Raw genomic sequence first — 26,171 nt, 5'->3', positions numbered from 1 at the left:
AAATTTTTGTGTTTAAAAAATAAAACTGTAATTTTGCGCCGATTGTCCGCAGACTCTCATTTGGTGCGCTTTTTGCGGTTTTGGCAAAGTGTCACTGATACCATAGAAAGTGATTGACAATTGATAGAAAAGTTTTAATCTTAAAATGAAAATATGAGTTCTTCTGCTCTTTTTTTAGTCGTTCTTTTAACGGGAATTATGCTTGTATGCGCCGGACTCGGCATGGCATTGCTACTATCACCAAAATCATTTAATGCACAAAAAGGAGAACCATACGAATGCGGGGTTCCGACCCACGGTACTTCATGGATGCAGTTTAAGGTAGGATATTATCTTTATGCAATCTTATATTTAATGTTCGATGTGGAGGCCATATTTCTATTTCCGTGGGCAACTGTTGTACGGAATTTAGGTATGCCTGGATTATATAGTATACTGTTTTTTGTATTAATCTTAGGCCTTGGATTGGCTTATGCATGGAGGAAAGGAGCATTGCAATGGAAATAAAGAAAATATATATAAAAGGTATTCCTAACGATGAGTTTAAGGATAATGAATACCTTGAAGATTATATAAAGGAGCTGAATGAAAACGGAGTTCCGGTTGTTGTTGGAAAACTGGACGACCTTATTAACTGGGGACGATCCAATTCTGTCTGGCCTTTGGCTTTCGCTACCAGTTGTTGCGGTATCGAATTTATGGCTTCGGCTGCTGCCCGTTACGACCTCGCCCGTTTTGGGATGGAGGTTACGCGTAATAGTCCCCGCCAGGCCGATACAATGGTAGTAGCAGGTACAATCGTACATAAAATGGCTCCGCTGCTTAAGCGTGTATACGATCAGATGGCAGAACCTAAATATGTTGTGGCCATGGGCAGTTGTGCTATTTCCGGAGGCCCGTTTGTGGATTCATACCATGTAGTGAAAGGAATCGATGAAATAATGCCGGTAGATGTATATGTGCCGGGATGTCCTCCCCGTCCTGAAGCTTTATTTTATGGCTTGATGCAGCTGCAACGTAAAATCAAGGTGGAACGCTTTTTGTTCAAAGTAGATAAAAAGAATAAGTAACTCGTTTCTGGTTACACGCACAGATAGGGGCAGTTATTCCCCATATAAAATTAACATGTAATTCGCAACTATAATATATCGATGGAAAACATCAGGAAAGTAATATTGGAAGCCGTACCCGAAGCGGTGATCGAAGACGCCGGAAGGCTTACGGTTACTGTGGAGCCGGACAAATTACGCCATTTGGCAAAAGCTCTTCGCTATCATGCAGAGTATCCTTTCGACTATCTGGCTATGCTGACCGGAATGGACTGGGGAGAAAAGCTCGGGGTAAATTATCTTCTGGCTTCATCAAAAGATTTATCCAGGGAGGTTGTCCTGAAAACAGGTACAGTCGATAGAGAAAATCCATTGCTTTATACAGTTACAGATATATGGGAAACCGCCCATTATAATGAACGTGAGGTATATGCGATGTTCGGTATCCGTTTTATCAATAATCCGGATATGCGCCGTTTCTTCCTCAACTCCGATTGGAATGGTTTTCCGTTGAAAAAAGATTATGATACAAACCCTGTATTGAACCCCGTTTCGGTAGAGAGTAAAGATATCGTTGATATTGCTCCCCGGATTATGGAAACACCCAATGGATTGAAGGAGGAGAACGTAAGGGTATTCGAAGAAACCGATTATATAATAAATATAGGGCCACAGCACCCTTCTACCCACGGGGTGATGCACTTCCGTGTTGCATTGGAAGGTGAGATGGTGAAGAAGATAGACGTCCACAGCGGATATATCCATCGCGGGATAGAAAAGATGTGCGAGAACATGACCTATCCGCAGATACTGCATCTGACTGACCGTCTGGACTATCTTTCCGCAAACATCAACCGTCACGGCCTATGTATGTGTGTGGAGAAAGCCGGAGGAATAGAAGTTCCGGAAAGAGCGCAATATATCCGTACCATTATGGATGAGTTGAATCGTATCGATTCCCATCTTGTAGCCTGGGCGACCATGTGTATGGACTTAGGTTCTACCACCGCTTTTATATACGGTATGCGCGAACGTGAGGAAATACTGAAGATATTTGAACAGACATCAGGCGGGCGTTTGATTATTAATTACAACGTTATCGGTGGTGTTATGTTCGATATATACCCTGAATTCCAGAAAGATGTAAAAGCATTCATTCCGCTCATGCGTAAGCGCCTGAAAGAATATGACAGATTGTTTACAGGGAATGTCATCGCATTGGGACGTATGAAAGGAATAGGCCTTCTTTCCAAAGAAGACGCTATTTCTTATGCGGTTACAGGACCTGCAGGACGTGGTTCGGGATTCGCTTCTGATATCCGTAAGCATGTACCTTATGCACTTTACGATAAAGTAGAATTTACAGAAATTATACGTGAAGAAGGGGATGCCTTTGCCAGATATCTGAACCGTCTGGATGAAATAGAAGAGTCCCTGAAGATTATAGAACAATTAGTAGATAATATACCTGATGGCGAATTCTTAGCCAAAACAAAAGCTATAATCAAATTGCCTGAGGGTGAGTACTATCAGAGAGTGGAGGCCGGTCGTGGAGAATTCGGTGTATTCATCGAAAGCCGTGGCGACAAGGTCCCATACCGTCTGAAATTCCGTTCTCCGTCGATGGCTGCTGTTTCGGTGATGCCCTTGATTTGTGAAGATGAGAAGATTTCAGACTTTATCGGTATCGGTGGTTCTATGGATTATGTGATTCCTGATATCGACCGTTAATACAGATTAAGGTCTCAGACCTATTTGTTGCTTTTGTATTTGCAACAGCAATAATAGGTTGCGGTTAAATAATGTTGCATTAAATGCTTTTTTTGCTTATTCATTTTATCAATATAAAAACATATGCTGTTAAAATTTTCGTTAGAGCCCTCTCAATTGACCTCATGGCTTGATACATGGCTACACGCCAATTTGCCAACATGGGCAGCTCTGACAATAGAATTTGTACTGATAGGTATTGTCTTACTGACCCTTTATGCAGTACTGGCCTTGATATTAATCTATGTAGAACGTAAAATTACGGCATTTTTCCAGGCACGTTTAGGCCCGAACCGTGTAGGTAAATACGGACTCATTCAGAGTGTGGCCGACATGGTAAAGATATTGCTAAAGGAAATTATTCATGTTAAGCAATCCGACAGGTTCCTGTTTTTTACAGCGCCTTTCTTTATGATTGTGGCTTCCATGCTTACATTCGGTGCATTACCATTTGGTCAGGGACTTCAAGTCGTGGATTTCAATATCGGCGCATTCTATGTAATTGCCGTTTCATCACTGGGTATCATCGGGGTATTACTGGCCGGATGGTCAAGTAATAATAAGTATTCGATGATCGGAGCCATGCGAAGCGGAGCCCAATTTATAAGCTATGAACTTTCCGCTGGATTCGCTTTGATGACAGTAGTTGTATTGTCAGGAACAATGAGTTTTTCCCAGATAATACAGGGTCAGACATATCTCCATCAATGGAATATAATAGCAGGACATGTTCCCGCATTTATAGCATTTATTATCTATCTGATTTCAGGACATGCCGAAACTAACCGTGGGCCTTTCGACTTGCCGGAAGCTGAATCGGAGTTAACAGCAGGTTACCATACGGAATATTCAGGATTGCAATTCGGGTTTTTCTATCTGGCTGAGTATCTGAATATGTTTATTGTTGCAGGTATCGCCGCTACTGTATTCTTAGGAGGATGGATGCCTGTACAGATTGAAGGTTGGGACGGATTTAACCATGTGATGAACTATATTCCGTCATTCATATGGTTTTTTGGAAAAGCAGGATTCCTTGTCTTCCTCAGTTTGTGGGTAAGATGGACGTTCCCGCGTTTGCGTATCGACCAGCTGTTGAATCTGGAATGGAAATATCTGTTGCCGATTAATATGGTAAACATATTATTGATGGTAGCTATGGTTTTATTGGGTTGGACTTTTAAATGAATAAAAGATAGTATTTAATACTGTTGCAGATATAAAAATAATAAAAAGGTCTGAGACCTTAATTTATAGAAAATACGATAATGAGTTCAGTATCAGAATATTTTTCAGGTTTATTTGGAGGTATCAGGTCATTGCTCACAGGTATGAGGGTGACATGGGGTGAGCTGTGGACAAAAAAGATCACAGAGCAATACCCTGAAAACCGCGCAACCCTTGTAATCCCTGACCGTTTCCGTGGCGAGCTGATCATGCCGCACGATGAAAATAACGAGCATGCCTGTACAGCTTGTGGTATCTGTCAGATGAATTGCCCGAACGGGACAATACAGGTTATATCGAAGAGTATAGAGACAGAAGATGGGAAAAAGAAAAAAATAATAGACCGTTACATTTATGATTTAGGAATGTGTACATTCTGTAATCTGTGTGTGATAACCTGTCCGTCGGATGCGATTGTTTTTGCGAATACTTTCGAAAATTCGCTCTTTACTCGCAGTAAGCTTATCCAGCAACTAAACCATGAAGGTTCTAAGCTCCGTGAAAAGAAAAAGGAAAAGCCTGCTCTTGTAACAAGTCCTGTAGCTAAAGCAGAAGATGCCGTACATGGAAAGAATACGGCGCCGGAAAATGTACCCCAGACTCCGCTCGAACCTATACCTGCACAGGATATAAAAACGGCCGATGGAAGCCATCCCGAACTGGATGTGAAAAAGGATGTGACAACCAAGACAGTACCTGCGTCCAAGACAGATGGAGATATTGGGCCAAAAGAAGATAAAGAATAAATAATATACGATAATCAACAGATTATGGCAGAACAGATTATATTTTACATTATAGCAACAATCATTGTGTTTTCCTCCATTATGGCGGTTACAACACAAAAGATTATCCGCTCGGCGACATTCCTGTTATTTGTCCTTTTAGGTACAGCAGGTTTGTATTTACTACTCGATTATCATTTCCTGATGGCAGTACAGATAGCTGTTTATGCAGGAGGTGTGATGGTATTGTTCATCTTTGCTATCCTGCTCACCCATGAGCCGGGAGTGGATGTCAAATTCGAAAAACCGGGAAGGGTATTCATAGCAGCAGTTGCGGCTCTGGCCGGACTGGGTATTTGCGGTCACATAATATTCTACAATGTGAACAAGTTTTATACTTACGTTACACAAAGCGAGTTGCAGATGCAGGATATAGGTATGGCAATGATGGGTACGGACAAATACCAGTACTTGCTGCCGTTCGAGGCTATAAGTGTGTTGTTGTTAGCTTGTATTATTGGTGGTATAATGATTGCCAGAAAAAGATAACACCTCCCCCTACCCCTCCAAAGGGAGGGGAGACTGAAATGAATAGTAAAAAAGTAATATAATACAAATACCCTCACAGGTAGCTTCTCTTTTGGGGAGGTTGGAGGGGTGGATAATAAATATTATGGGTGATTTTATAACAAGTTTTCTATCAGGACCGGTGCCTATCGAGGCGTATCTTGCGGTAAGTACTATTATGTTCTTTGCCGGGGTATATGGTTTCCTTTCACGTAAAAACATGTTGATGGTTCTGGTTTCTGTGGAGTTGATGCTCAATGCTGCCGACCTGAATTTTGTGGTATTCAACCGTTATCTGTATCCGGGACAGCTCGAAGGGTTTTTCTTTACCCTGTTTGCGATAGGAATAGCCGCCGCCGAAACAGCGATAGCCATCGCCATCATTATCAATATATACCGCCATGTGAAGAGTATATATATAGATGAGAATATTACTAAAATGAAAAACTGAGAGAATAGAGAGTTACAAGTTACGAGTTACAAGTTACTAAGTTGAAGTAACGAATAATGAGTAATGAAGGCTCAAATAGAAAATATAATAATGTAGAGTTGTTACGGTTTAAGGTGGGAGTGTCTGAAAAAGAAGCTCGTAACTTGTAACTTGTAACTCGTAACTAAAAGAAAATATGGACGCATTTAATTATTCTATACTGATACTTGTACTTCCTGTCGTAATGTTCCTCATTCTGGGGCTGGGCGGAAAATATATGAAGCCTGTAATTGCCGGAACACTGGGAAGCCTTTCCCTCGCAGTAATGGCAGTGCTGGCTTATACTACAGCTTATCAGTATTTCTTCGAAGTAGGGAAAGGCGCCGATGGCGTTTATCAGGCTATAAATGTATTCCACTTCCAGTGGTTAAGATTTACAGATACATTACATATCGATTTAGGTATGTACCTCGATCCTATATCGGTGATGATGCTGGTTGTGATTACTACCGTATCACTGATGGTACATGTTTATAGTTTGGGTTATATGAAGGGCGAAAAAGGATTCCAACGCTATTATGCTTTTCTGTCCCTGTTTAGTTTCGCGATGCTGGGGCTTGTTGTGGCGACCAATATATTCCAGATGTATATCTTCTGGGAACTTGTGGGGGTATCTTCATTCCTGCTCATCAGCTTCTATTATGTAAAACCGTCGGCAGTAGCCGCTTCGAAGAAAGCGTTTATTGTTACCCGTTTTGCTGACTTCTTCTTCCTTGTAGGTATTCTGTTGCTATCATATTTCACAGGTACATTCGACTTTGCTACATTGACTGCATCGAATGCAGATATCTGTGTATCATCTACAGCCGGAATGTCATTCCTTGGCATGTCTGTCCTTTCGTGGGCAATGCTCCTTATATTTATGGGAGGTGCCGGGAAATCGGCGATGATGCCGTTCCACATCTGGCTGCCCGATGCGATGGAAGGTCCGACCCCTGCGTCAGCCCTTATCCATGCCGCAACGATGGTTGTAGCCGGAGTATTCCTTGTGGCGCGTTTGTTCCCGATATATCATTTCGGAGCGCCGGAGATTTTGACTGTTATAGCATGGGTAGGAGCGATCACGGCATTGTTTGCTGCGGTGGTGGCCTGTACCCAGACCGATATAAAACGTGTACTGGCATTCTCGACTATATCGCAGATTGCATTCATGCTTACTTCTTTAGGCGTTTCCAAATTCGGGGATCACGAAGGATTAGGTTATATGGCGGGTATGTTCCACTTGTTTACGCATGCATTCTTCAAAGCATTATTATTCCTTTGCGCCGGAGCTATCATCCATGCAGTGCACAGTAATGAGATGGGGGATATGGGCGGACTTGCCAAGAAACTGCCAATCACCTGTATTACGTTCGGTATTGCCTGGCTGGCTATAGCCGGGATTTATCCATTCTCAGGATTCTTTAGTAAAGATGAGATATTGGCTGCCGCAATGGAGCACAATTTTCCGATATATATAATCTTGTCGGTTGCAGCGGGATTGACCGCGTTCTATATGACACGCCTGTTCCTTCGTATCTTTTTCTATGAAAAGAAACATTATCACCATGAACCGCATGAGGCGGGTCCATCAATGGCAATCCCTTTGATTATACTGGCTGTGTTTGCCTTCGGGGCAGGTTTTGTTCCTTTCAGTAAGTTTGTGACTTCGGATGGAGTGCCTTACGAAGCGCATATTAATATGCAGGTTGCGGTAACCAGCGTATTGATATCACTTGTCGGTATCGGTATCGGATTCAGATTGTACTTCAAGAAAAACGATATACCAGACAAAATCGCATCAAGCATCAGTACATTCTACAAATGGGCGCATAATAAGTTCTATTTCGACGAATTGTGGCTGTATGTAACACGTAATATAATCTTTAAACGTATTTCTGCTACTATAGCCTGGTTCGATAAGAAGTTTGTGGACGGCTTCATGGATTCACTGGCTTATATGACACAGGCAGCGTCCAGTACGATCAAGAATTTCCAGTCAGGATATATTCAGCAGTATGCATTGGCTTACCTGTTGGGAGCATTGATACTTGTGGTCGGTTTTGGCGGATGGTTAATTGCTTTTATTTGTAAATAAGAATTAAGCTGTTGGCTTATAGCTATTAGCTGTTGGCAGACAGAAAATAAGATAAATGTAAAGTTTAAAAAAGCTAATAGCTATAAGCTAAAGGTTAAAAGCTAAAAAATATGAATATTCTTTCATTATTTGTTCTGGTCCCTGTTGTGATGTTACTTGCGTTCATACCGTGTCGCAACATCAAACAAGTACGCACCGTGGGAGTAGTAGGTGCAGTTATAGAAGTTATTTTGGCTTTGGTTCTCCTGTTTATGTTCTATCAGGAACGGGCAGCAGGGAATGCTGCGGAAATGTTGTTTACATTCGACGCAGTCTGGTTTCAGGCAGCAAGCATGAACATACATTATGCTATCGGGGTTGATGGTATTTCGGTACTGATGATACTGCTTACCGCCATTATCATATTTACGGGTACTTTTGCTTCCTGGAATATGAACCCGTTACCGAAGGACTTCTTTATGTGGCTGACACTATTGTCGATCGGTGTATATGGATTCTTTATCTCTCTGGATATGTTTACCATGTTCTTCTTCTACGAGATAGCCCTGATACCGATGTACCTGCTTATCGGACTCTGGGGTACGGGACGCAAAGAATATTCGGCAATGAAATTGACCCTCATGCTGATGGGAGGTTCCGCATTCCTCTTTGTAGGTATTCTTGGAATCTATTACCATTCTTCAACTACAGGTGACTACACATTCAATATCCTCGAAATTGCAGCCAATAATAGTATTCCACTCTCTGCTCAATACTGGATATTCCCGCTTACATTCTTAGGGTTCGGGGTTCTTGGTGCCTTATTCCCATTCCATACATGGTCGCCTGATGGTCATGCATCAGCACCTACAGCAGTATCTATGCTTCATGCCGGAGTATTGATGAAACTGGGGGGATACGGGTGTTTCCGCATTGCGATGCGCCTGATGCCGGAAGCAGCCGATGAACTTTCATGGATATTTATAATACTTACGGGTATCAGTGTTATCTACGGAGCACTGGGTGCTATCGCCCAGACAGACCTGAAATATATCAATGCTTATTCCTCGGTAAGCCACTGTGGATTGGTATTGTTCGCTATATTGATGATGAACCAGACGGCTATGACCGGGGCAGTGATGCAAATGCTTTCGCACGGTCTGATGACAGCCCTTTTCTTTGCCCTGATAGGTATGATATACGGACGCACACATACCCGCGATATACGCCAAATGGGTGGGCTGATGAAGATTATGCCATTCCTCAGTGTATGCTATGTAATTGCCGGTCTGGCTTCTCTTGGTCTTCCGGGATTGAGTGGATTTGTGGCTGAAATGACAATTTTCGTGGGTGCATTCGAACATAACGATATGTTCCACCGGATATTTACGATTGCTGCTATATCCTCAATTGTGGTGACAGCAGTTTATATACTGAAAGTGGTTGGTAAAATACTGTTCGGACCAGTTCAGGACCCGCATCACCTGGAACTGACCGATGCTGTATGGCATGAGAAGATAGCCACAGTAGGACTGATAGTCTGTGTCGCAGGCATGGGATTATTCCCGGGATGGATTTCCGATCTGATTACAGCAAGTCTGGGGTATATAAAATAAATCAGTTAACAGTAAACAGTAAACAATATAAAATACAAAAGGAAGTTACTCGTAACCCGTAACTTGTAACTCGTAACTAAAATTAAGATATAAAAATGGATTTGAGTAATTATTTGTTGATGAAGCACGAGTTATCACTGATAGTGGTATTTCTCTTACTTATTATTTATGATTTGTTTGCTTCGGACAACGCAAAGAAATATTTCTTCCCTGTGGCCTGTACGCTGTTTCTGGTGCACACCGTCCTATGCTTCTTTTTTAAAGACAATGGAGCGTCCTTTGCTGGCATGTATGTTACCGGTCCGGCTTATCTTACAATAAAGAATATCCTGAATATAGGTGTATTCCTGATTTTCTTACAGGCAAATTCATGGCTGAACAGACCTGATTCGATTATTAAGCGCGGAGAATTTTTCATGCTGACCATACTTACCCTGATAGGTATGAACCTGATGGTTTCTTCCGGAAACTTCCTGTTGTTTTATATTGGTCTTGAAACGGCATCTTTGCCTATTGCGGCTTTGGTTGCGTTTGATAAATACAGACAAGAATCGGCTGAAGCCGGAGCCAAATATATATTTAATGCTATCTTCTCGTCAGGTATGATGGTTTTCGGGTTATCATTCTTATATGGAGCCTGCGGAACGCTATATTATGCAGATATCGCCACAAATATATATTCTGCGCCTATGGTAATAATGGCGATGGTATTTATCCTGGCCGGAATATTCTTCAAAATATCCCTTGTTCCGTTCCATCTTTGGGCTCCGGATACATATCAGGGCGCGCCTACAAATGTAACCCTTTATTTATCCACGATTTCTAAGGGAGCAGCGGTATTTGCACTGATGACCATCCTGTTCAAAGTATTTCCGGTACTCGCGGACGTTTGGCAAAACATAATATGGATCATAATCCTGCTTACGATTACAATTGGTAACCTGTTTGCTCTCCGTCAGAAGAATATGAAACGCTTCCTGGCTTTCTCTTCCATATCGCAGGCCGGTTATATCATGTTGAGTGTATTTACGGGAACGGCCGAAGGTATGGCTGCAACGATGTTCTACATCTTTGTATATGTATTTTCGAACCTGGCGGCTTTCGGAGTTATTTCTGCGATAGAAGACAAAACAGGAAAGGTGAATATGGATGACTATAACGGATTATATTATACAAATCCCAAACTGGCACTGGCTATGATGATCGCTATGTTCTCGCTGGGAGGCATTCCGCCTACAGCCGGTTTCTTCAGTAAGCTGTTCGTATTTATGACGGCTATGCAGCAGGGACATGTATTGCTTGTATTCCTCGCATTCCTGAATACTGTAATATCATTGTACTATTATCTATTGGTAGTTAAAGCAATGTTCATCAATAAGAACAATTCTCCTATCGAGACTGTTAATACAGACGGATATTTAAAAATATCACTGGTAGTATCGATGGTCGGAATATTTGTAATCGGCATGGTAAGCTGTTTCTATCAATATATAGATAAAGTTAGTTTTGGCATATATTAAAGATTATTAATTTATAAATAGAATTCGACAGAAGACTGTATCTTTGAGCTTCTGTCGAATTTTGTACAATAAAATATATACAACAAATATCATTTATGAATTTATTTGTTTTACTTCAAGCGGCTACTCCCGTTGTAGAAATGGCGGAGCAAACCGTCCAGACTGCTCCCGAAGAGAGTTATTTAAGCCTGGTAATGAAAGGTGGCTGGATACTGTTACCAATCTTTCTTTTATCGCTTTTAGCTATATATGTCATTATTAATAAGTGGCTGGTAGTAAACCGTCTTGGTAAAAAAGACTCTGTCTGGTTATCCCGTGTAGTAGAACTTATACATGAAGGGAAAGTAGACAAGGCCCTTAAATTCTGTATAGAACGCCCTTATGCTTCTGCTAAAGTGATTGCGGCCGGACTTAAAGATTTTGACCGTGATGATAAGGAAATACAGGAATCGATGGAAGTAGAAGCCCGTCAGCAAATAAGCATATTGGAAAGTCAGATGAACTGGCTGGGAATTACAGCTTCTATTGCACCGATGCTCGGGTTTCTGGGTACGATTTTCGGGGTGATAAAAATATTTTATGATATAGCTAAGACAAACGATCTGGCCATAGATACGATTTCTACAGGACTTTATCAGAAAATGATATGTTCCGGAGCGGGTTTGCTCGTGGGGATAATAGCATATGCCGGATATTATGTGCTGAATGGACGTATCGATAAAGTAGTAGTTAATATCGATAAAGAATCGAACGAAGTATTGAAAGCAATCAGAGCTTATAAAAGAGGTACTGTTGAGGCCTGATTTTATAGAGGTTATTCCTAAAAAAGAGAAAACATGAAAATAGAACGGAGAAAAACAAGGGCTGCGGAGGTTTATACCTCTTCATTGAATGATATAATGTTCTTCCTGTTGTTGTTTTTTCTTATTATATCTACAATGGTTACTCCGGCGGCTATCAGGGTTCTTTTGCCAAATGCTGCTACCTCAGAGCAGGTTGTGACCAAGAAAAATATTAATCTTATAATAACTCAGGATCTGAGATATTATGTCAATGATAAGGAAGTCGTAAAAGAAGAAATCGAGCAGGCACTGATGTCTGCCATTACAAAGGAAAAAGAAAAGAACAATAATGTCGAGGTAAATGTTCTATTACAGGCAGACAGGTCACTGAGTCTGCAGGACGTTGTAGATGTGATTGATATTGGGAATAAACTGCAAGTGAAAATGGTGCTGTTTACCCAAAAACCTGGATAATTAATTTATAAAAATAAAAAAGACAAAAACATAAATTTCATTATTACTAAAAAAAGATAATAGTAAATGAAATTTATACTAGATGATGCAACATTTCTACAAAAAATGCATCTCTAAAATGAAGCTTGACCAATATGAATGAACTGCAAATTATAGCAGGCTGTAAAGAACAAAAGCGTGAAGCTCAAAAAATGCTATACGAGGTATATGCCCGTAAGATGTATAGTATTTGCTTACGCTATAGTTCGGATCAGGACGCTGCTCAGGATTTATTGCAGGACGGATTCATGAAAGTGTTCGCTAATATTGATTCATTTCAAGAAAGGGGCTCTTTCGAAGGTTGGCTCAAGCGCATATTTATAAACCTGGCTTTAGAAAACTTAAGAAAGAAAAAATCAATAATTCAGACTTCCGATGATGTTCAGGATCTTCCCGATATAGTGGATGATTCTACCGAAGACGAACAAATGTATAAAATATCGGAAAGTGAATTGCTGAATATGGTGCAAGACCTGCCTCGTGGCTATTCTACAGTTTTCAACTTGTATGCAATAGAAGATTATTCACACAAGGAAATAGCAGAAATGATGAATATAAGTGAAGGTACTTCACGTTCTCAATATGTAAGAGCAAGACAGATATTACAGGGGAAAGTGAGACAATATATTAAAGAGAGATCATAAAAATGATAGAAGATAAAGACAAAATAAAGGATCTATTCTCCTCAAAGTTAGGAAACTTTGAGCCGGAAGTGCCTGCATCCGTTTGGGGTGGGCTGGATCAGCTTTTGTCTAATCAGCCTGTACAAGCGCCTGATGCATCATCTTCGTCATCATCTGCAAATTCTTCAACAGCCAATGCAGCTTCTTCGACCACAAAAGCATCTATTATAAAGACCATCGCTATTGCTGTAGGTGTAGCGGCAGCAATTGCAACAGGTATATTGTTTATTCCAACAGATGATAAACCGGTGATGGAAGATGCTAATGTTGTAGCGACAGAAGAAGTTAAGTCGCCTGAGGAAATTCAGGATGCGGATACAGTGATTGAAATTCCGAAAGCTGTGCTGCCGCGACTGGCCAGAGCCAGGGCTATAGCTGAACCTGTAGTACCACCAGTAAGCAAAGCGGAACCGGTACAGGAAACTGTATCTGAACCATTGAAGAAAGAAGAGCCTGAGAAAGAAGAGAAAAAAGAGGAGAAAGAAGTTCCGGTGCAGGCACAAACTGTAGTCATGTTGCCGGAAGTAACATCACCGTCGAAAGGGCTCTCTGTTGGAATTACAGCGAATTCAGGGTTGTTTGCTGACAATGTAAGTGAAAGAGGTGGAGGATTGCTGTTCTCTCACCCTGTAAGGACAAGGACTTTGCATGAGGCGCTAGTTAAAGAAAACAGTGAATTTGAGCTGGAGCACAGGCAGCCTATTTCATTCGGGGTAACAATAAGCAAAGAGATCGCGCCTAGATTGTCATTTGAAACAGGGATAGTCTATACGCATCTGTCCTCAAAGGTAAAATCGAATAGTGTGTTTAATATAAGTGAGACACAATATTTTAACTATCTGGGTATACCATTGTCGCTGAATTATACGTTCTTTGAATTGGGTAAGACTAAATTTTATTTTGCTTTGGGAGGAATGATACAGAAAGATATAAACGGAAGATATATAAGTAACATGGGCTTCTCTATGCTCGACATCGAAGATAAGGATCTTGCTGGCCGTATCTTTTATTCAGAGCCGTATTACATTAAAGAATCCGTGAAACAATCAAATCCTCAGTTTTCGGTAAGATCATCTATAGGAATATCCTACCCTCTGTATAAGAAAATGTATTTTTACGGAACGATAGGAGGAGCATATTACTTCGACGCCGGAAATAAATACAGGACCATATATTCTGACCGAAAGACTCAGTTGGATCTGAATCTGGGAATTAAGTTTGACTTTTAAAAATTAATACAATTAAAAATAAACATGAAAAAAACATCTTTACTGAAAATTTTTTGTAGTGTACTCTCCGTGGTGTTACTGATGTCATCATGTCTGGGAGATGGGGATAGTTCATTTACTATTGAGAAGGATTTTGCTTATATTGTGGAGAACAATTATGGCCAAAGGTATGCCATTACATCTAACGGATATATAATGCATGAAAATATTACTAAGTTAACAGCCGGTAATTGCTATTTTATAGCTTATAAAATAATATCCGGATCAGCAGACGGCTATTATAATGCTGAGTATGTAAATGTATTGAATGATGGGAAGGCGATAACAAAGGGATTATTTCAGAAGCCGGCTGAAAATTTAGAGACAATCAGCCCTTCAAGTTTAAGTATACAGGCTTGGTCCTGGAACAATGCGATCGGGGATAACTGGCTGATCGGCTATAATCTGGCAAAGAAAGAACGGGACGAAGTCAAAGTTTTCTTCTATTATGATCCGGACAATCAGAAATATACAGATGGCACCACAGTAGTAGAAATAGACCCTGTAAAGGATAATAAGATTATAATTGATATAAGATTCGTGATAACAGACGCTGTCGGCGGTGAGTCAGTAAACGAATCTTCCTATGCTGTTGGAAATTTATCGTCCCTCAGAGCAGGTATTGCTGAATTTAGACCTAATTTTAGCGGTGTAAGTACCGACTATGTAAATGTCCCTGTGAAATTCAGATATCAGAAAAAAGATGTTACAGAACCTCAATACATCGGTAACTGGCAGTGGGATGGTAGCAATGCGTATTATATTCAGTTTACAAAGAATTAAATTGATTAACTAATAAATAAAAAGAGACGTAGCCTGCGGACTGCGTCTCTTTTACATATATAAAGAAATGTTGGAAAAAGATATCTTAACCATAATAACAGATCATTTACCTCAGATAATAGCATCAGCGGTTATAATTTTATTAACACCATCCTCAAAATATATTGTAGGTAAGATAATAAGGAAGTATGGTTCTCTTACTCTGAAGTCAGAACCACGGACATTGCATATAATACAAGTGATAAATATCCTTATCAATTTCACTTGTCTGGTTACCCTTGCAATTATCTGGGGAGTGCAGCCGCAAAATATGCTGGTGGCTTTATCTTCGATATTTGCAGTAATAGGCGTTGCCATGTTTGCCCAATGGTCTATCCTGAGTAATATTACAGCCGGAATTATTATATTTTTTACTACCCCATTTAAAATTGGAGATGAGATTCATATCCTGGATAAAGATACTCCTATCGATGCCGTAATAGAGAATATCCTGACTTTTCATACCCATCTCAGGACAAATGAAAATGAGCTTATAATCATACCAAACTCACTTTTTCTGCAGAAAATAGTTTCTGTCGGGAAAATGGAAAGATAATATGTTGCAGAATCTGTTAAGTGGATTTTTTTCCTATATTTGTGATATTATAAACAAAATGGATAGTTGAATATGTCGGTGAACAAAGTAATATTGATAGGAAATGTAGGGAAAGATCCCGACGTGAAATATTTCGATAATGGCAGCGTAGTTGCAAATTTTACCCTTGCCACTACCGAGAGAGGGTATACAGCGGCAAACGGTACCCAGATACCCGACCGCACCGAATGGCATAACATCGTGTGCTGGAGAGGCCTGGCTAAAGTGGCGGAACAGTTTGTGAGAAAAGGGACACAAGTATATATAGAAGGTAAGATACGGTCGCGCACATACGACGATGCCAACGGGATGAAACGGTATGTGAATGAGATATATGCAGATAATCTTGAATTGCTGGGCAGTCGCAGGAGGGAAGGTGGAGAAGGAAATGAAAATATGCCGTATTCACAACCTACAGGCGAATCTTATCAATCACCTAATCCATATAACTCCCCAAATGTATCGGAGGAAGATGATTTGCCATTTTAAAAGAGATTAATGATCTCGTAGAATGAGATTTATCAGATATGTTAGACAGGTTAATACAAATAGGAGACTGTTTGCTTTAATCTGTTTTTATTTTAGGTCACAGGACTATTTTTACATAGCATGAATATGGGAAAGCAAGCAGCTTTGTTCTTGATCATCTGTTGTATATTCGTTTCGTGCAACGAATATACGCCGAAACCTGTAGGATATCCGCGGATAGACAGGGAAGAATCCGGCGTGGTGAAATACGGACATCCTGCATTTTCTTTTCTGTATTCAGCTAATGCCCGGATCGAGGAAGTGGAAAATGGTAATGAATCAGGTTTCTGGTTCAATATCATTTACCCTGCGTATGATGCAATTATATATTGTACATACATGCCTGTCGACAAAAAGAAGCTTTCCGGAGCATTGGAGGTTAGCTATCAGCTGGCATACAGCCATGCTCTGAAAGCTAATGGTATACGGCAATCGCAATATACGGATTCCTTACACCATACATCCGGTATAATCTATGACATAGGAGGTCCGGTAGCAAGCCCGGTACAATTTTATCTGACTGATAACACATCTAATTTTCTGAGAGGCTCATTATATTTCAATCAGCAGGCCAATTCCGATTCTATCGCTCCTGTAATAGGATTCCTGCGTGAAGATATTGTAGCTTTAATGGAATCTTTGGAATGGAAAAATTCAAAAAACGGACGATGAAGTTTTCGACTGCTCTGATATATGTCTGCCTGTTTATCGCCGGGGTTTCCTTATTTACATATCTCGACTTTAAGGATACAAGTCTTTTATACGACGATGTGTATTCCATTTCTATGGCAAAAGCTTCATATGCAGATATTCTAAATATTACGGCATCAGATGTACACCCTCCGTTATATTACTGGTGTTTAAAACTTTTCAGCTCCCTTTTTGGAGATTCTCTCTTCTGTTTCAGAATATTTTCTACACTGGGTATTATTGCGGTTCTCCTTTTAGGCTGTTTTCCTATACGGCGTTTATTCGGAGATAAAACGGCCATTACCTTTATGCTACTGATTATTATATTTCCGGTTACCCAGTATCTGGCAACAGAAATAAGGATGTATTCGTGGACAATGTTTTTTGTCTTGGCCTGTGCATTATCTGCTTATCAGGCTTTCAAAAAAGGAGGTAGGATGTGTTGGGGGGTATTTCTTGTAACAGGCCTTTGCGCAGCATATTTCCATAACTATGGGCTATTAAGTGTTTTTGGCATATATATACTTTTTTTCATCATCCTGATACGGGCAAAAAAGAAACTGACTTATCTGATTCTTTGCGGAGTGTTATTCTCCATAGTTTATCTGCCATGGCTTATTCAATTGTGGGGGCAGGTCGATGCTGTTTCATCCGGTTACTGGATAAAGCCATTAACCCTGAACGACTTATTCCTGCATATTTACTATTTCTATTCACCGAAGGAAATCTGGCAACCGTTTACTTATTTTTCGAAGCTGCAAATGATGACCGGATTGATTGTTCTGATGGCGATACAATTAGTCCTGACAATAAAAGTGCTACTGTCCGATAATATAAAGAAAGACAAAATGCCATTGCTGGCTATCATTTCCTTTATTACATTTCTTTTTCCCGTAGCGATAGGGTTTATTATTTCTGTTACATACCTGCCGGTGCTGGTAACACGTTATATGACCTGCTCATTTGGCCTTTTCATTCTAAGTCTGGCTCTTATTTTGGCGAAGGCCCTGGAGTTTCCCCGATACAGGCGGCTATCATATGCTTTTCTGCTTCTTCTGCTTATCACGGGTGGAGTGAGACTTTACTCGGGAGTGAATTATTACAACCGGACGGGGTCGGCTTATCAGAGTATAAGGGACTTTATAAAGGGTGGAGACAGGACGAGAACAACTCTTGTTGTAAACGATTTCTCATATCATGTCATGCCCCGGTTACAACTAATTGTCCCGGAAAATGAATATATTATCTTGACTGGAGAGAGAACAGAAGATTTCCGGCCATTCCGCTTTGACGAAATAAGATTGGAAGACTTTGTTGCAGCAGACTTTATCCTGGTGCATCAGGATAGAGAAGCCATACAGCATGATTTCAGACAATACAGAGAATCGCTGACTAACCACTATATCGCTATTGATAGCCTCCATGCTACAGATATCCGCTTATACCATATGAAAAAAGTAACACCCTAGAATATTATAATGTCGCGAAAAATTTATCTATATATAGCTGATTGCCGGAGCTCTTTGAAGTATTGATTAAAGCGGTTACGAGTTACAAGTAAACAAGATACAAGTAAACAAGATACGAGATACAAGTTGTTCACTGAAAAAACTGTTACCTTTGTTACCTTTTAACAGTTACAGGTTACTTCGCCCTTCGGGCAGTTACGGGTTACAAGTTGGCTGGCGTTTTGTTTTGTATCACGCAAAGACGCAAAGGTTTTACATCTTACCAGTTGTTGACTGTTTACTGCTAACTGTTTACTGATATTTGTTGGCTATTAACTGAAAAAATGTTACTTTTTATGCCATAGGTATTCATAAAAATTAAATGGCAAATGAAGCAAAGCATACATTAAACATTTTTTCATACCTTTGCACACTGAAAAATAGAGATATTAACATGGCAGATACCAAAGCGCAGTTTGAGAAAGTGATTGAGATATGCCGCACCCTTTTTGCCAAAAAGCTGAAAGATTACGGGGCATCGTGGCGAATCCTTCGCCCTCAATCGGTTACAGATCAGATTCTGATTAAGGCAAAACGGATAAGAAGCATCGAAGAAAAAGGTGTAAGCCTTATCGACGAAGGTATTGCTCCCGAATTTGTTGGTATTGTCAACTATGGTATTATCGGGCTTATCCAACTCGAACTCGGATTTTCCGACAGTGTGGATTTGGACGAAGATCAGGTTTTGGCCTTATATGATAAGCATATGGCTCAAACCAAAGAGTTGATGTATGCCAAGAACCATGATTATGACGAAGCCTGGCGGGCTATGCGTATCAGTTCTTATACAGATCTTATTCTGACAAAAATCTACAGGACAAAGCAGATAGAGGAAAATAAAGGTCAGACTATTGTATCGGAAGGCATCGATGCCAACTATATGGATATGATTAATTATTCGTTGTTCGGGCTTATTAAACTTGAATTTCCTGAGAGCGAAAACTAAACTGGGGATGAGTAAGAAGGATATTGGGATAAAGATATTAACAGAGGTTTCCAGGGTCATTCTCGGGGTTACCTTTATTTTTTCCGGCTTTGTAAAAGCCGTAGATCCTTATGGTACGGCATATAAGATAGATGACTATTTTGCCGCGTTTAATCTTTCTTCGCTTACCTTCTTTTCCCTTCCGCTTTCGGCTTTGCAGAGCATAGTCGAATTTGCAATGGGAGCCTGTATGCTGTTCGGGCTTTACCGCCGTTGGAATTCGCGCCTTACATTGGTGGTTATGGTATTTATGACCATTCTTACACTTTATCTGGCTATTGCCGACCCTGTAGAAGATTGCGGTTGTTTCGGAGATGCACTGGTTATCACCAACTGGCAAACGTTTTATAAGAATATAGTTCTGCTGATATGTTCCATTATTGTATTCCGGTATTGCGAGAGGATCAGCAACTTCTTTACAGGTAAGACTTACTGGCTGGCATTTCTATATATACTTATTTTTATCAGTTTATTTGTATTCCGTAATTATATATATGAGCCGTTGTTTGACTTCCGTCCGTACAAAATAGGGGCGTCCATCCCCGAACAAATGGGAGTGGAAGAAGGCAAGGGCCGCGAAGAGGTATCGATGTTGGTCTATGCAAAAGATGGAGTGGAAAAAGAGTTTACGGAAGAGAATTATCCGTGGGAAGACAGTACCTGGGTCTTTGTCAGGATGGAAACCAAAGTGCTGAAAGAAGGTGTGGCATCAAAGATAAAGGATTTCGTGATAACTGAACTCTTCTTTGATGCAAAGAAGACCGGGGTCATTGGCCGGACCGACATTACGAATGATATTTTGTCGGATAGCGGCTATGTATTCCTGATGCTTTCCCCGTCACTCGAAGATATGAGTACATGGTATCTCAGCGACTATGAAGATGTGAGTAATTACGCTGATTACAGAGGATATAAATTCTATTGTGTAACATCGTCCACTACGGATGAAATACTGCGCTGGTCGAAAGAAAACGTTATCAATTTTAAATTCTGTACAATGGATGAACGGGCTATAAAGACCATTGTGCGTTCCAACCCGGGAATGATATTGCTGAAAGACGGGGTGGTAATCAATAAGTGGGCGAATGTCGAAGTTCCTGCAGAAGAAGAGTTGGTAAAGCCTTTGGAAGAATTGCCTTATGGGCAGTTAATAGATACGGATAGGCGGGATAAAAAGAACCTTTTTTATATAAGTGCAGTTTTCATTTTGCCTTTGCTCGGTCTTAAAGGACTGGACTTCCTGTTTTTCAGACGGAGAAAGAAAAAGGAGGAAGCACAGGAGGAACCCGAAGAATAAATTCAGTATAATAATATAAATAAAACGCTTTAATTATGAGAAAGAACATTGTTGCAGGAAACTGGAAAATGAATAAGAGCTTACAGGAAGGAGTCGCTTTTGCAAAAGACCTGGAAGCTGCCTTGGCAGGTAGAACATTGAAATGTGATGTAATTATCGGTACGCCGTTTATCCATCTGGCTGGCGTTGCGTCGTCTACTAAACTGGGAGTTGCTGCACAAAACTGCGCTGATAAAGCTTCAGGAGCTTATACCGGAGAAGTGTCGGCTGCTATGGTAGCATCCACCGGTGCAAAATATGTTATTCTGGGACACTCTGAACGCCGTACATATTACGGAGAAACAGATGCTATCCTGAAAGGGAAAGTCCTGCTTGCTTTGGCTAATGGTCTGAGCCCTATTTTCTGTATTGGTGAGACTAAAGACGAAAGAGAAAAAAACGTACATTTCGATGTAGTTAAAAAACAGACTGTAGATGCATTGTTCGAACTTTCGGCTGAAGATTTCTCCAAAATCATTATAGCTTACGAACCGGTTTGGGCTATCGGTACAGGCCTTACAGCTACATCAGCTCAGGCTCAGGAAATGCATGCCTACATCCGTCAGATAATTGCGGATAAGTACGGAAAAGAAGTAGCCGATAACACTTCTATCCTTTATGGAGGTAGCGCAAACGGCGGTAATGCAAAAGAATTATTCGCATGTCCGGATATCGACGGCGGACTTATCGGAGGAGCTTCTCTCGATGTGGAGAAATTTATCCCTGTTATAGAAGGATTCTAATATGGCTCTATAAATTGCAGGGCTGGAAACAGCTCCTGCAATTGCTTTTAAATAAAAGAAACATAATTGGAGTTGTACCAAAAAACATAACTGTCAATTGTTGTTATACTTTGACGAACAATAAACAGGTCTGCGACCTTAAATAAATTGGTATGAAAAAGAGTCTTTATATTTTTCTTGTCCTGTCTCTGTTTTCAGGCTATGCCTTAGCTCAGGACGATAATAAAACGATTATAGATGAACTGAATTCATCTAAATGGGGACAAGGAAATATCAAAGTGATGCAGGACGAAGCTGTACAGAATATACTGGGAGTTCGTCAGGTAGCTGTTATAGATACTGCAAAAATATTGGGTGTCATCGACCCGGCGGCTAATTTCACAAAAGTGAGAGGCTTTAAGATTCAGGTCTTTTCGGGCAATAACCAACAACGCTCCAAGAGAGAAGCCGAATCGAAACAGGCACAGGTTAGATCTGCTTTCCCCGAATTGGAAACGATCGTAAGCTTTCAGTCACCATTCTGGCGTTTGCGTGTCGGGAACTTTACGAGCAGGGCGGATGCGGATGAAGTGCTAAAGGAGATGAAGAAAATATTTCCGGCCTTCGGGCGGGAGATGTATGTTGTGCCGGATGTTGTGAAAAAAACGGTACAATAAACCACTAATTTAAATCAGACGATAAAAATCTTCACAATGCAAGAAGAACAAAATATAGAGCTGCTGGCAAAGCATTACAAGGAAATCATAAATCTGTTGGGCGAAAATGCCGACAGGGAGGGGTTGATAAGCACTCCGGTAAGAGTCGCGAAAGCTATGCAGTTTTTGACTAAAGGTTATCACGAAGACCCTGAAGAAATCCTGAGAAAAGCTTTCTTTAAAGAAGATTACAGGCAGATGGTCATAGTTAAGGATATTGATTTTTATTCCATGTGCGAACATCACATGCTGCCCTTTTGGGGAAAGGCTCATGTAGCTTATATTCCTAATGGCTATATCACGGGACTAAGTAAAATTGCCCGTGTCGTGGATGTTTTTGCCCGACGCCTGCAAGTGCAGGAACGTATGACCCTCCAGATAAAGGAATGCATACAGAAAACACTTAATCCGCTCGGTGTCATGGTGGTGATAGAGGCCCAGCATATGTGTATGCAGATGCGGGGCGTAGAGAAGCAGAATTCTACGACTACCACTTCCGACTTCACCGGAGTATTTAATCAGGCAAAGACCCGCGAGGAGTTTATCAATCTTATCCGATAAAATCAGATGAACAAAAGATAAATGAATGCGAGGTTTTTCCGGAAAGAGGAGTAACCTCGTTTTTAATTTAGAGATAAAGATATGTGCCTATACAATATTCATACACATAAAGCGGGTCGGGAAGAGATCAACGGATATAAGGTACAATATATACTGAATACTTCCCCCGGAGATTTTGAAGAGGAGATTTTGACACCTGATAATATCCGGTTCTCATGTGGTATACATCCCTGGGATGCAGATAATGCAGGAGAGCGATTGGCCCGGTTAAATGAAATTGCACAGGACAAGTCGGTTCTTGCTATTGGAGAAGCCGGGCTGGATAAATTGAAAGGCCCTGATATGAAAGTCCAGGAACAGGTGTTCAGGCGGCAGATTGAGTTGGCGATGAACATAAGTAAGCCATTGATAATTCACTGCGTAAAAGCCTGGGATATTCTGATTGCTTTACAGAAAGAGTATAAATCCGATATTCCGTGGATTATTCATGGATACAGAGGAAATGTGGAGCAAACGAAGCAACTTGTGCAGTTTGGCTTTAAATTCTCTGTAGGAGAGTTCTTTAATGAGGGTGGAATACGGCATATCCCACTGGATTCCCTATTTTGCGAAACGGATATGTCTGAAGTTTCTATCTGTAAGATATATGAGACTGTTTCTTCGGTTCTGGACCTTCCATTTAATCAATTTGTCGGGATTGTAGCGGATAATATGGGGTTTTATTCTAAATAGTTGACAAAATTATATTGTATATTATTAAATTCATTATTTTTACATATTCAAAAGTTGCAAATTGACATGATAGATGTAAATGCTCATATTCTATTGATTTATACCGGGGGAACAATCGGAATGGTCGAAAATCCGGTCACAGGTTCTCTTGAACCATTCGATTTTACTCATTTGAATAGCCATTTGCCCGAATTGCAGCGTTTTCGTTTTCATGTGGATCATATTGTATTTGATCCGGTTATCGATTCATCGGAGATCACTCCGGAACATTGGAAAAAGATAGTGCGGACAATTGAATATAATTATCATAAATACGATGGCTTTGTCATCTTGCATGGCACAGATACAATGGCCTATACGGCTTCTGCACTGAGTTTTATGATTGAAAACCTTCAAAAGCCGGTGGTTCTCACAGGAGCACAATTACCAATTGGTAAATTAAGAACCGACGCAAAGGAAAATCTTATCACAGCGCTAGAAATAGCAGCCGATAAAGATGTGCTGGGAAATCCGATAGTACCCGAAGTCTGTATTTTCTTTCAAAACGACCTGTTGCGTGGTAATCGCGCAACTAAAGTAAATGCGGATAACTTCAACGCGTTCAAATCTTATAATTATCCCAACCTGGGAAAGTCGGGGATACAAATAAGGTATGATAAAAAGGTCATACACCAGCCCGATTATGATAAAAAGACAGTATTTCATTATCAGCTGGATACACGTATTGCAACTTTAAAACTATTCCCCGGAATTAACAGGCAAACAGTAGAGACTATACTGACCCTTAAGAATATAAAGGCTATTATTATAGAAACCTATGGTTCGGGAAATGCACCTTTGTCTCCCTGGTTTATTCGTCTCATACGCGAAACTGTAAAAAAAGGCGTTGTAATAGTAAACATTACTCAATGTAATACAGGTATGGTTGATATGCATCGTTACGAAACAGGGCGCGAATTGCTTAAAGCCGGGGCGGTAAGTGGATTTGATGCTACTTTCGAAACAGCTATAGCAAAGCTTATGTTTTTGGTCGGACACAAATATGAAAAAGAAGATATTCAGATTAGGATGAGGGTACCATTAATAGGAGAGATAACGCGTGTTGAAGATAGAATGAATGAAACAATATGAAAATCTGCAGTTATTAGCAGAAAAAGCAGAATCCTCATTTCTGCTATATTATAAGAAGAATAAGAAGCGTTTGATGAAGATGGATACAATTGTTCAGCAATTGCATGAAGATGTATCTGCCGAAATAGACTGCTTGTCATGCGCCAATTGTTGCAGGACATTAGGCCCCGCTATCTATGATAAGGATATAGAACGTATGGCTAAGGCTTTGCGGATAAAGTCAGCCGAAGTTGTCGCCAGGTACCTGAGAACAGATGAGGATGGCGATTATGTATTTCAGTCGATGCCTTGTCCTTTCCTTTTGCCGGACAATTATTGTTCAATATATGAGGCCCGCCCGAAGGCCTGTAGGGAATATCCGCATACGGATAGAAAAAGATTTGAACAAATATACAGGCTAACTGTTAAAAATTCAGCGACTTGCCCAATAGCATATGAAGTGCTATCCCGGCTTATTAATAAATAATTAATGCATTCTATGAAGAGTTTTTGTCTCTTATTTACGCTTTTATTTTTTGCGCTGACCCGGCTTTCTTCTCAGGAACCTGTTTTGCAGGATACTATCAAGGTAGAAAAACAAAAGAAAGATAGTACGGCTAGCGTTGGTTCTTTTATCTCTCATCAGACAGATGTTATAGTAGGCTCTGTATTCGGTCCGTCTAAGCAATTGAGTAATGCAGACAGTATAATAAATAAATTTGATGCGAATCCATCTTTCGGAATATACAAAGATAACTATTTCATAGTGGGGACTCAGATGCTGAGTAAGCCAACGAAATACAATTCCGATGCTAAATTTCAGGTTAGTATTATGCACAGGATTACGAATAGTACGTTGCCATTCAAAACATATGCATTTCTTACATATACTCAAAAAGCGTTTTGGGATGTTTTCCAGGATTCTTTTCCCTTTCGGGATCTGAACTATAATCCGACACTTGGAATAGGGAAAGCGTTGGTGCGCAATAATAGGTTTTTGGGAACGCTTACCTTTCAGTTTGAGCATGAGTCGAATGGAAAAGATGGCACAGACTCCCGTAGTTGGAATAAAGTATCCTTCGGGACTTATTTTACCTTGGACGATCATTTGACACTCCAGACAAAAGCCTGGATACCAATTGTGGATGGGACAAATAATAAGGATATTGTAAAGTACTCGGGTTGGGGACTTATGGCTATGGAATACTCAAGTCCTAAGAAAAAATACAATATAGGATGTGTCGTTACAAAAAGAGGAGGAGTGAATCTGAATGCGAATATAGAACTGAATTTCTCAATACGTTTGTTCAGTGATGACAATCAATATCTCTTCCTTCAATACTACAATGGCTATGGTGAATCTATGCTGGATTACAATCATCATAGGCAACGTATAAGGTTGGGCTTTGTTATTAAGCCGACTTTTATTACGATGTACTGAAAAAAATATGTTTTGCAACATATTAATTGATAGCATATTGTGAGTTTGTTTACTTTTTATTAAAAATTTGTTGCAGATATATTTGGTTTGGTAAAGATTATTTACATATCTTTGCACCCGCTTTACCACTAAAAGGCTCTTCGGCAGCGGGGAGTTTATGGG

General features: G+C 40.3%; 27 protein-coding genes and 1 pseudogene. All 28 read left to right on the top strand.

All coding sequences use genetic code 11. From position 1 onward, the window contains the following. Nucleotides 1-153: 153 nt before the first annotated feature. Complete coding sequence (locus tag ACFO6W_RS22380) at nt 154-507, top strand: NADH-quinone oxidoreductase subunit A (protein ID WP_291110978.1); 354 nt, start codon at nt 154-156, stop codon at nt 505-507. Then, the gene (locus ACFO6W_RS22375) at nt 498-1,070 is read left to right on the top strand and encodes an NADH-quinone oxidoreductase subunit B (RefSeq protein ID WP_044216933.1); all 573 of its coding nucleotides are present in this window, start codon (nt 498-500) and stop codon (nt 1,068-1,070) included. Before ACFO6W_RS22380 ends, ACFO6W_RS22375 begins: the two co-directional genes overlap by 10 nt. Nucleotides 1,071-1,151: 81 nt before the next feature. After that, nucleotides 1,152-2,780 (top strand): NADH-quinone oxidoreductase subunit D, encoded by a 1,629-nt coding sequence (locus ACFO6W_RS22370; RefSeq protein WP_380000672.1) that lies wholly within the window; start codon nt 1,152-1,154, stop codon nt 2,778-2,780. Nucleotides 2,781-2,903: 123 nt separating this feature from the next. Next, nucleotides 2,904-4,004 carry an NADH-quinone oxidoreductase subunit NuoH gene (nuoH, locus tag ACFO6W_RS22365; protein ID WP_380000669.1) on the top strand — a complete coding sequence of 367 codons (1,101 nt, stop codon included), beginning with the start codon at nt 2,904-2,906 and terminating at the stop codon, nt 4,002-4,004. 80 nt (nt 4,005-4,084) lie between these two features. Further along, nucleotides 4,085-4,558, top strand: a pseudogene (locus tag ACFO6W_RS22360) (4Fe-4S binding protein); the annotation flags it as partial. A 255-nt stretch (nt 4,559-4,813) separates the two neighbouring features. Beyond that, nucleotides 4,814-5,317 (top strand): NADH-quinone oxidoreductase subunit J family protein, encoded by a 504-nt coding sequence (locus ACFO6W_RS22355; RefSeq protein WP_380000667.1) that lies wholly within the window; start codon nt 4,814-4,816, stop codon nt 5,315-5,317. 124 nt (nt 5,318-5,441) lie between these two features. Continuing rightward, on the top strand, nt 5,442-5,786 hold the full coding sequence (nuoK, locus tag ACFO6W_RS22350; RefSeq protein ID WP_006801649.1) for an NADH-quinone oxidoreductase subunit NuoK: 345 nt from the start codon (nt 5,442-5,444) through the stop codon (nt 5,784-5,786). A gap of 175 nt (nt 5,787-5,961) precedes the next feature. After that, a complete protein-coding gene (nuoL, locus tag ACFO6W_RS22345; RefSeq protein WP_380000664.1) occupies nt 5,962-7,902 on the top strand; it encodes an NADH-quinone oxidoreductase subunit L in 1,941 nt (646 codons plus the stop codon). Nucleotides 7,903-8,012: 110 nt separating this feature from the next. After that, nucleotides 8,013-9,497 carry a complex I subunit 4 family protein gene (locus tag ACFO6W_RS22340; RefSeq protein WP_380000662.1) on the top strand — a complete coding sequence of 495 codons (1,485 nt, stop codon included), beginning with the start codon at nt 8,013-8,015 and terminating at the stop codon, nt 9,495-9,497. 95 nt (nt 9,498-9,592) lie between these two features. Beyond that, nucleotides 9,593-11,017: an NADH-quinone oxidoreductase subunit N gene (locus ACFO6W_RS22335; RefSeq protein ID WP_380000660.1), complete on the top strand. Its 1,425-nt coding sequence runs from the start codon at nt 9,593-9,595 to the stop codon at nt 11,015-11,017. Nucleotides 11,018-11,112: 95 nt separating this feature from the next. Then, nucleotides 11,113-11,820, top strand: a complete 708-nt coding sequence (locus ACFO6W_RS22330; RefSeq protein WP_380000658.1) for a MotA/TolQ/ExbB proton channel family protein — start codon at nt 11,113-11,115, stop codon at nt 11,818-11,820. 33 nt (nt 11,821-11,853) lie between these two features. Beyond that, nucleotides 11,854-12,273, top strand: a complete 420-nt coding sequence (locus tag ACFO6W_RS22325) for an ExbD/TolR family protein (protein ID WP_380000656.1) — start codon at nt 11,854-11,856, stop codon at nt 12,271-12,273. A 134-nt stretch (nt 12,274-12,407) separates the two neighbouring features. Beyond that, nucleotides 12,408-12,956, top strand: a complete 549-nt coding sequence (locus tag ACFO6W_RS22320) for an RNA polymerase sigma factor (protein ID WP_380000653.1) — start codon at nt 12,408-12,410, stop codon at nt 12,954-12,956. Between the two features lie 2 nt (nt 12,957-12,958). Next, nucleotides 12,959-14,224, top strand: a complete 1,266-nt coding sequence (locus tag ACFO6W_RS22315) for a hypothetical protein (RefSeq protein ID WP_380000651.1) — start codon at nt 12,959-12,961, stop codon at nt 14,222-14,224. A 24-nt stretch (nt 14,225-14,248) separates the two neighbouring features. Then, nucleotides 14,249-15,046 (top strand): hypothetical protein, encoded by a 798-nt coding sequence (locus ACFO6W_RS22310; protein ID WP_380000649.1) that lies wholly within the window; start codon nt 14,249-14,251, stop codon nt 15,044-15,046. Between the two features lie 67 nt (nt 15,047-15,113). After that, entirely contained in the window at nt 15,114-15,641 is a 528-nt protein-coding gene (locus tag ACFO6W_RS22305) for a mechanosensitive ion channel domain-containing protein (RefSeq protein WP_380000646.1), read from the top strand. Between the two features lie 72 nt (nt 15,642-15,713). Continuing rightward, a complete protein-coding gene (locus tag ACFO6W_RS22300; RefSeq protein ID WP_380000644.1) occupies nt 15,714-16,169 on the top strand; it encodes a single-stranded DNA-binding protein in 456 nt (151 codons plus the stop codon). 126 nt (nt 16,170-16,295) lie between these two features. After that, nucleotides 16,296-16,880 (top strand): gliding motility lipoprotein GldD, encoded by a 585-nt coding sequence (gene gldD, locus ACFO6W_RS22295; RefSeq protein ID WP_380000642.1) that lies wholly within the window; start codon nt 16,296-16,298, stop codon nt 16,878-16,880. Beyond that, nucleotides 16,853-18,367 (top strand): glycosyltransferase family 39 protein, encoded by a 1,515-nt coding sequence (locus ACFO6W_RS22290; protein WP_380000640.1) that lies wholly within the window; start codon nt 16,853-16,855, stop codon nt 18,365-18,367. The genes gldD and ACFO6W_RS22290 overlap by 28 nt, the downstream gene beginning before the upstream one ends. 433 nt (nt 18,368-18,800) lie before the next feature. Further along, a complete protein-coding gene (locus ACFO6W_RS22285) occupies nt 18,801-19,352 on the top strand; it encodes a DUF1599 domain-containing protein (protein ID WP_380000638.1) in 552 nt (183 codons plus the stop codon). Between the two features lie 7 nt (nt 19,353-19,359). After that, nucleotides 19,360-20,688 carry a BT_3928 family protein gene (locus ACFO6W_RS22280; RefSeq protein ID WP_380000636.1) on the top strand — a complete coding sequence of 443 codons (1,329 nt, stop codon included), beginning with the start codon at nt 19,360-19,362 and terminating at the stop codon, nt 20,686-20,688. A gap of 35 nt (nt 20,689-20,723) precedes the next feature. Continuing rightward, nucleotides 20,724-21,470, top strand: a complete 747-nt coding sequence (gene tpiA / locus ACFO6W_RS22275; protein ID WP_380000634.1) for a triose-phosphate isomerase — start codon at nt 20,724-20,726, stop codon at nt 21,468-21,470. A 152-nt stretch (nt 21,471-21,622) separates the two neighbouring features. Next, a complete protein-coding gene (locus tag ACFO6W_RS22270; RefSeq protein WP_380000632.1) occupies nt 21,623-22,126 on the top strand; it encodes an SPOR domain-containing protein in 504 nt (167 codons plus the stop codon). Nucleotides 22,127-22,162: 36 nt separating this feature from the next. Further along, entirely contained in the window at nt 22,163-22,726 is a 564-nt protein-coding gene (gene folE / locus ACFO6W_RS22265; protein WP_380000630.1) for a GTP cyclohydrolase I FolE, read from the top strand. 81 nt (nt 22,727-22,807) lie between these two features. Beyond that, on the top strand, nt 22,808-23,458 hold the full coding sequence (locus ACFO6W_RS22260) for a TatD family hydrolase (RefSeq protein ID WP_380000627.1): 651 nt from the start codon (nt 22,808-22,810) through the stop codon (nt 23,456-23,458). A gap of 66 nt (nt 23,459-23,524) precedes the next feature. Beyond that, nucleotides 23,525-24,589 carry an asparaginase gene (locus ACFO6W_RS22255; protein WP_380000625.1) on the top strand — a complete coding sequence of 355 codons (1,065 nt, stop codon included), beginning with the start codon at nt 23,525-23,527 and terminating at the stop codon, nt 24,587-24,589. Then, nucleotides 24,576-25,055 (top strand): YkgJ family cysteine cluster protein, encoded by a 480-nt coding sequence (locus tag ACFO6W_RS22250; RefSeq protein WP_380000623.1) that lies wholly within the window; start codon nt 24,576-24,578, stop codon nt 25,053-25,055. Before ACFO6W_RS22255 ends, ACFO6W_RS22250 begins: the two co-directional genes overlap by 14 nt. A 12-nt stretch (nt 25,056-25,067) precedes the next feature. Beyond that, nucleotides 25,068-26,009 (top strand): phospholipase A, encoded by a 942-nt coding sequence (locus tag ACFO6W_RS22245; RefSeq protein ID WP_380000621.1) that lies wholly within the window; start codon nt 25,068-25,070, stop codon nt 26,007-26,009. Nucleotides 26,010-26,171 lie beyond the last annotated feature (162 nt).

The organism is Dysgonomonas termitidis, from assembly GCF_042654545.1.
In the GTDB taxonomy this organism is placed as follows: domain Bacteria; phylum Bacteroidota; class Bacteroidia; order Bacteroidales; family Dysgonomonadaceae; genus Dysgonomonas; species Dysgonomonas termitidis.
Note: the sequence above shows the minus strand (reverse complement) of the source record. Positions and strands in the feature narration are given on the sequence as shown.

Bases quoted from the DNA above. Each gene is read 5' to 3' on its own strand.
- ACFO6W_RS22380 (WP_291110978.1), top strand. From the start codon at position 154: ATGAGTTCTTCTGCTCTTTTTTTAGTCGTTCTTTTAACGGGAATTATG.
- ACFO6W_RS22375 (WP_044216933.1), top strand. From the start codon at position 498: ATGGAAATAAAGAAAATATATATAAAAGGTATTCCTAACGATGAGTTT.
- ACFO6W_RS22370 (WP_380000672.1), top strand. From the start codon at position 1,152: ATGGAAAACATCAGGAAAGTAATATTGGAAGCCGTACCCGAAGCGGTG.
- nuoH (WP_380000669.1), top strand. From the start codon at position 2,904: ATGCTGTTAAAATTTTCGTTAGAGCCCTCTCAATTGACCTCATGGCTT.
- ACFO6W_RS22355 (WP_380000667.1), top strand. From the start codon at position 4,814: ATGGCAGAACAGATTATATTTTACATTATAGCAACAATCATTGTGTTT.
- nuoK (WP_006801649.1), top strand. From the start codon at position 5,442: ATGGGTGATTTTATAACAAGTTTTCTATCAGGACCGGTGCCTATCGAG.
- nuoL (WP_380000664.1), top strand. From the start codon at position 5,962: ATGGACGCATTTAATTATTCTATACTGATACTTGTACTTCCTGTCGTA.
- ACFO6W_RS22340 (WP_380000662.1), top strand. From the start codon at position 8,013: ATGAATATTCTTTCATTATTTGTTCTGGTCCCTGTTGTGATGTTACTT.
- ACFO6W_RS22335 (WP_380000660.1), top strand. From the start codon at position 9,593: ATGGATTTGAGTAATTATTTGTTGATGAAGCACGAGTTATCACTGATA.
- ACFO6W_RS22330 (WP_380000658.1), top strand. From the start codon at position 11,113: ATGAATTTATTTGTTTTACTTCAAGCGGCTACTCCCGTTGTAGAAATG.
- ACFO6W_RS22325 (WP_380000656.1), top strand. From the start codon at position 11,854: ATGAAAATAGAACGGAGAAAAACAAGGGCTGCGGAGGTTTATACCTCT.
- ACFO6W_RS22320 (WP_380000653.1), top strand. From the start codon at position 12,408: ATGAATGAACTGCAAATTATAGCAGGCTGTAAAGAACAAAAGCGTGAA.
- ACFO6W_RS22315 (WP_380000651.1), top strand. From the start codon at position 12,959: ATGATAGAAGATAAAGACAAAATAAAGGATCTATTCTCCTCAAAGTTA.
- ACFO6W_RS22310 (WP_380000649.1), top strand. From the start codon at position 14,249: ATGAAAAAAACATCTTTACTGAAAATTTTTTGTAGTGTACTCTCCGTG.
- ACFO6W_RS22305 (WP_380000646.1), top strand. From the start codon at position 15,114: ATGTTGGAAAAAGATATCTTAACCATAATAACAGATCATTTACCTCAG.
- ACFO6W_RS22300 (WP_380000644.1), top strand. From the start codon at position 15,714: ATGTCGGTGAACAAAGTAATATTGATAGGAAATGTAGGGAAAGATCCC.
- gldD (WP_380000642.1), top strand. From the start codon at position 16,296: ATGGGAAAGCAAGCAGCTTTGTTCTTGATCATCTGTTGTATATTCGTT.
- ACFO6W_RS22290 (WP_380000640.1), top strand. From the start codon at position 16,853: ATGGAAAAATTCAAAAAACGGACGATGAAGTTTTCGACTGCTCTGATA.
- ACFO6W_RS22285 (WP_380000638.1), top strand. From the start codon at position 18,801: ATGGCAGATACCAAAGCGCAGTTTGAGAAAGTGATTGAGATATGCCGC.
- ACFO6W_RS22280 (WP_380000636.1), top strand. From the start codon at position 19,360: ATGAGTAAGAAGGATATTGGGATAAAGATATTAACAGAGGTTTCCAGG.
- tpiA (WP_380000634.1), top strand. From the start codon at position 20,724: ATGAGAAAGAACATTGTTGCAGGAAACTGGAAAATGAATAAGAGCTTA.
- ACFO6W_RS22270 (WP_380000632.1), top strand. From the start codon at position 21,623: ATGAAAAAGAGTCTTTATATTTTTCTTGTCCTGTCTCTGTTTTCAGGC.
- folE (WP_380000630.1), top strand. From the start codon at position 22,163: ATGCAAGAAGAACAAAATATAGAGCTGCTGGCAAAGCATTACAAGGAA.
- ACFO6W_RS22260 (WP_380000627.1), top strand. From the start codon at position 22,808: ATGTGCCTATACAATATTCATACACATAAAGCGGGTCGGGAAGAGATC.
- ACFO6W_RS22255 (WP_380000625.1), top strand. From the start codon at position 23,525: ATGATAGATGTAAATGCTCATATTCTATTGATTTATACCGGGGGAACA.
- ACFO6W_RS22250 (WP_380000623.1), top strand. From the start codon at position 24,576: ATGAAACAATATGAAAATCTGCAGTTATTAGCAGAAAAAGCAGAATCC.
- ACFO6W_RS22245 (WP_380000621.1), top strand. From the start codon at position 25,068: ATGAAGAGTTTTTGTCTCTTATTTACGCTTTTATTTTTTGCGCTGACC.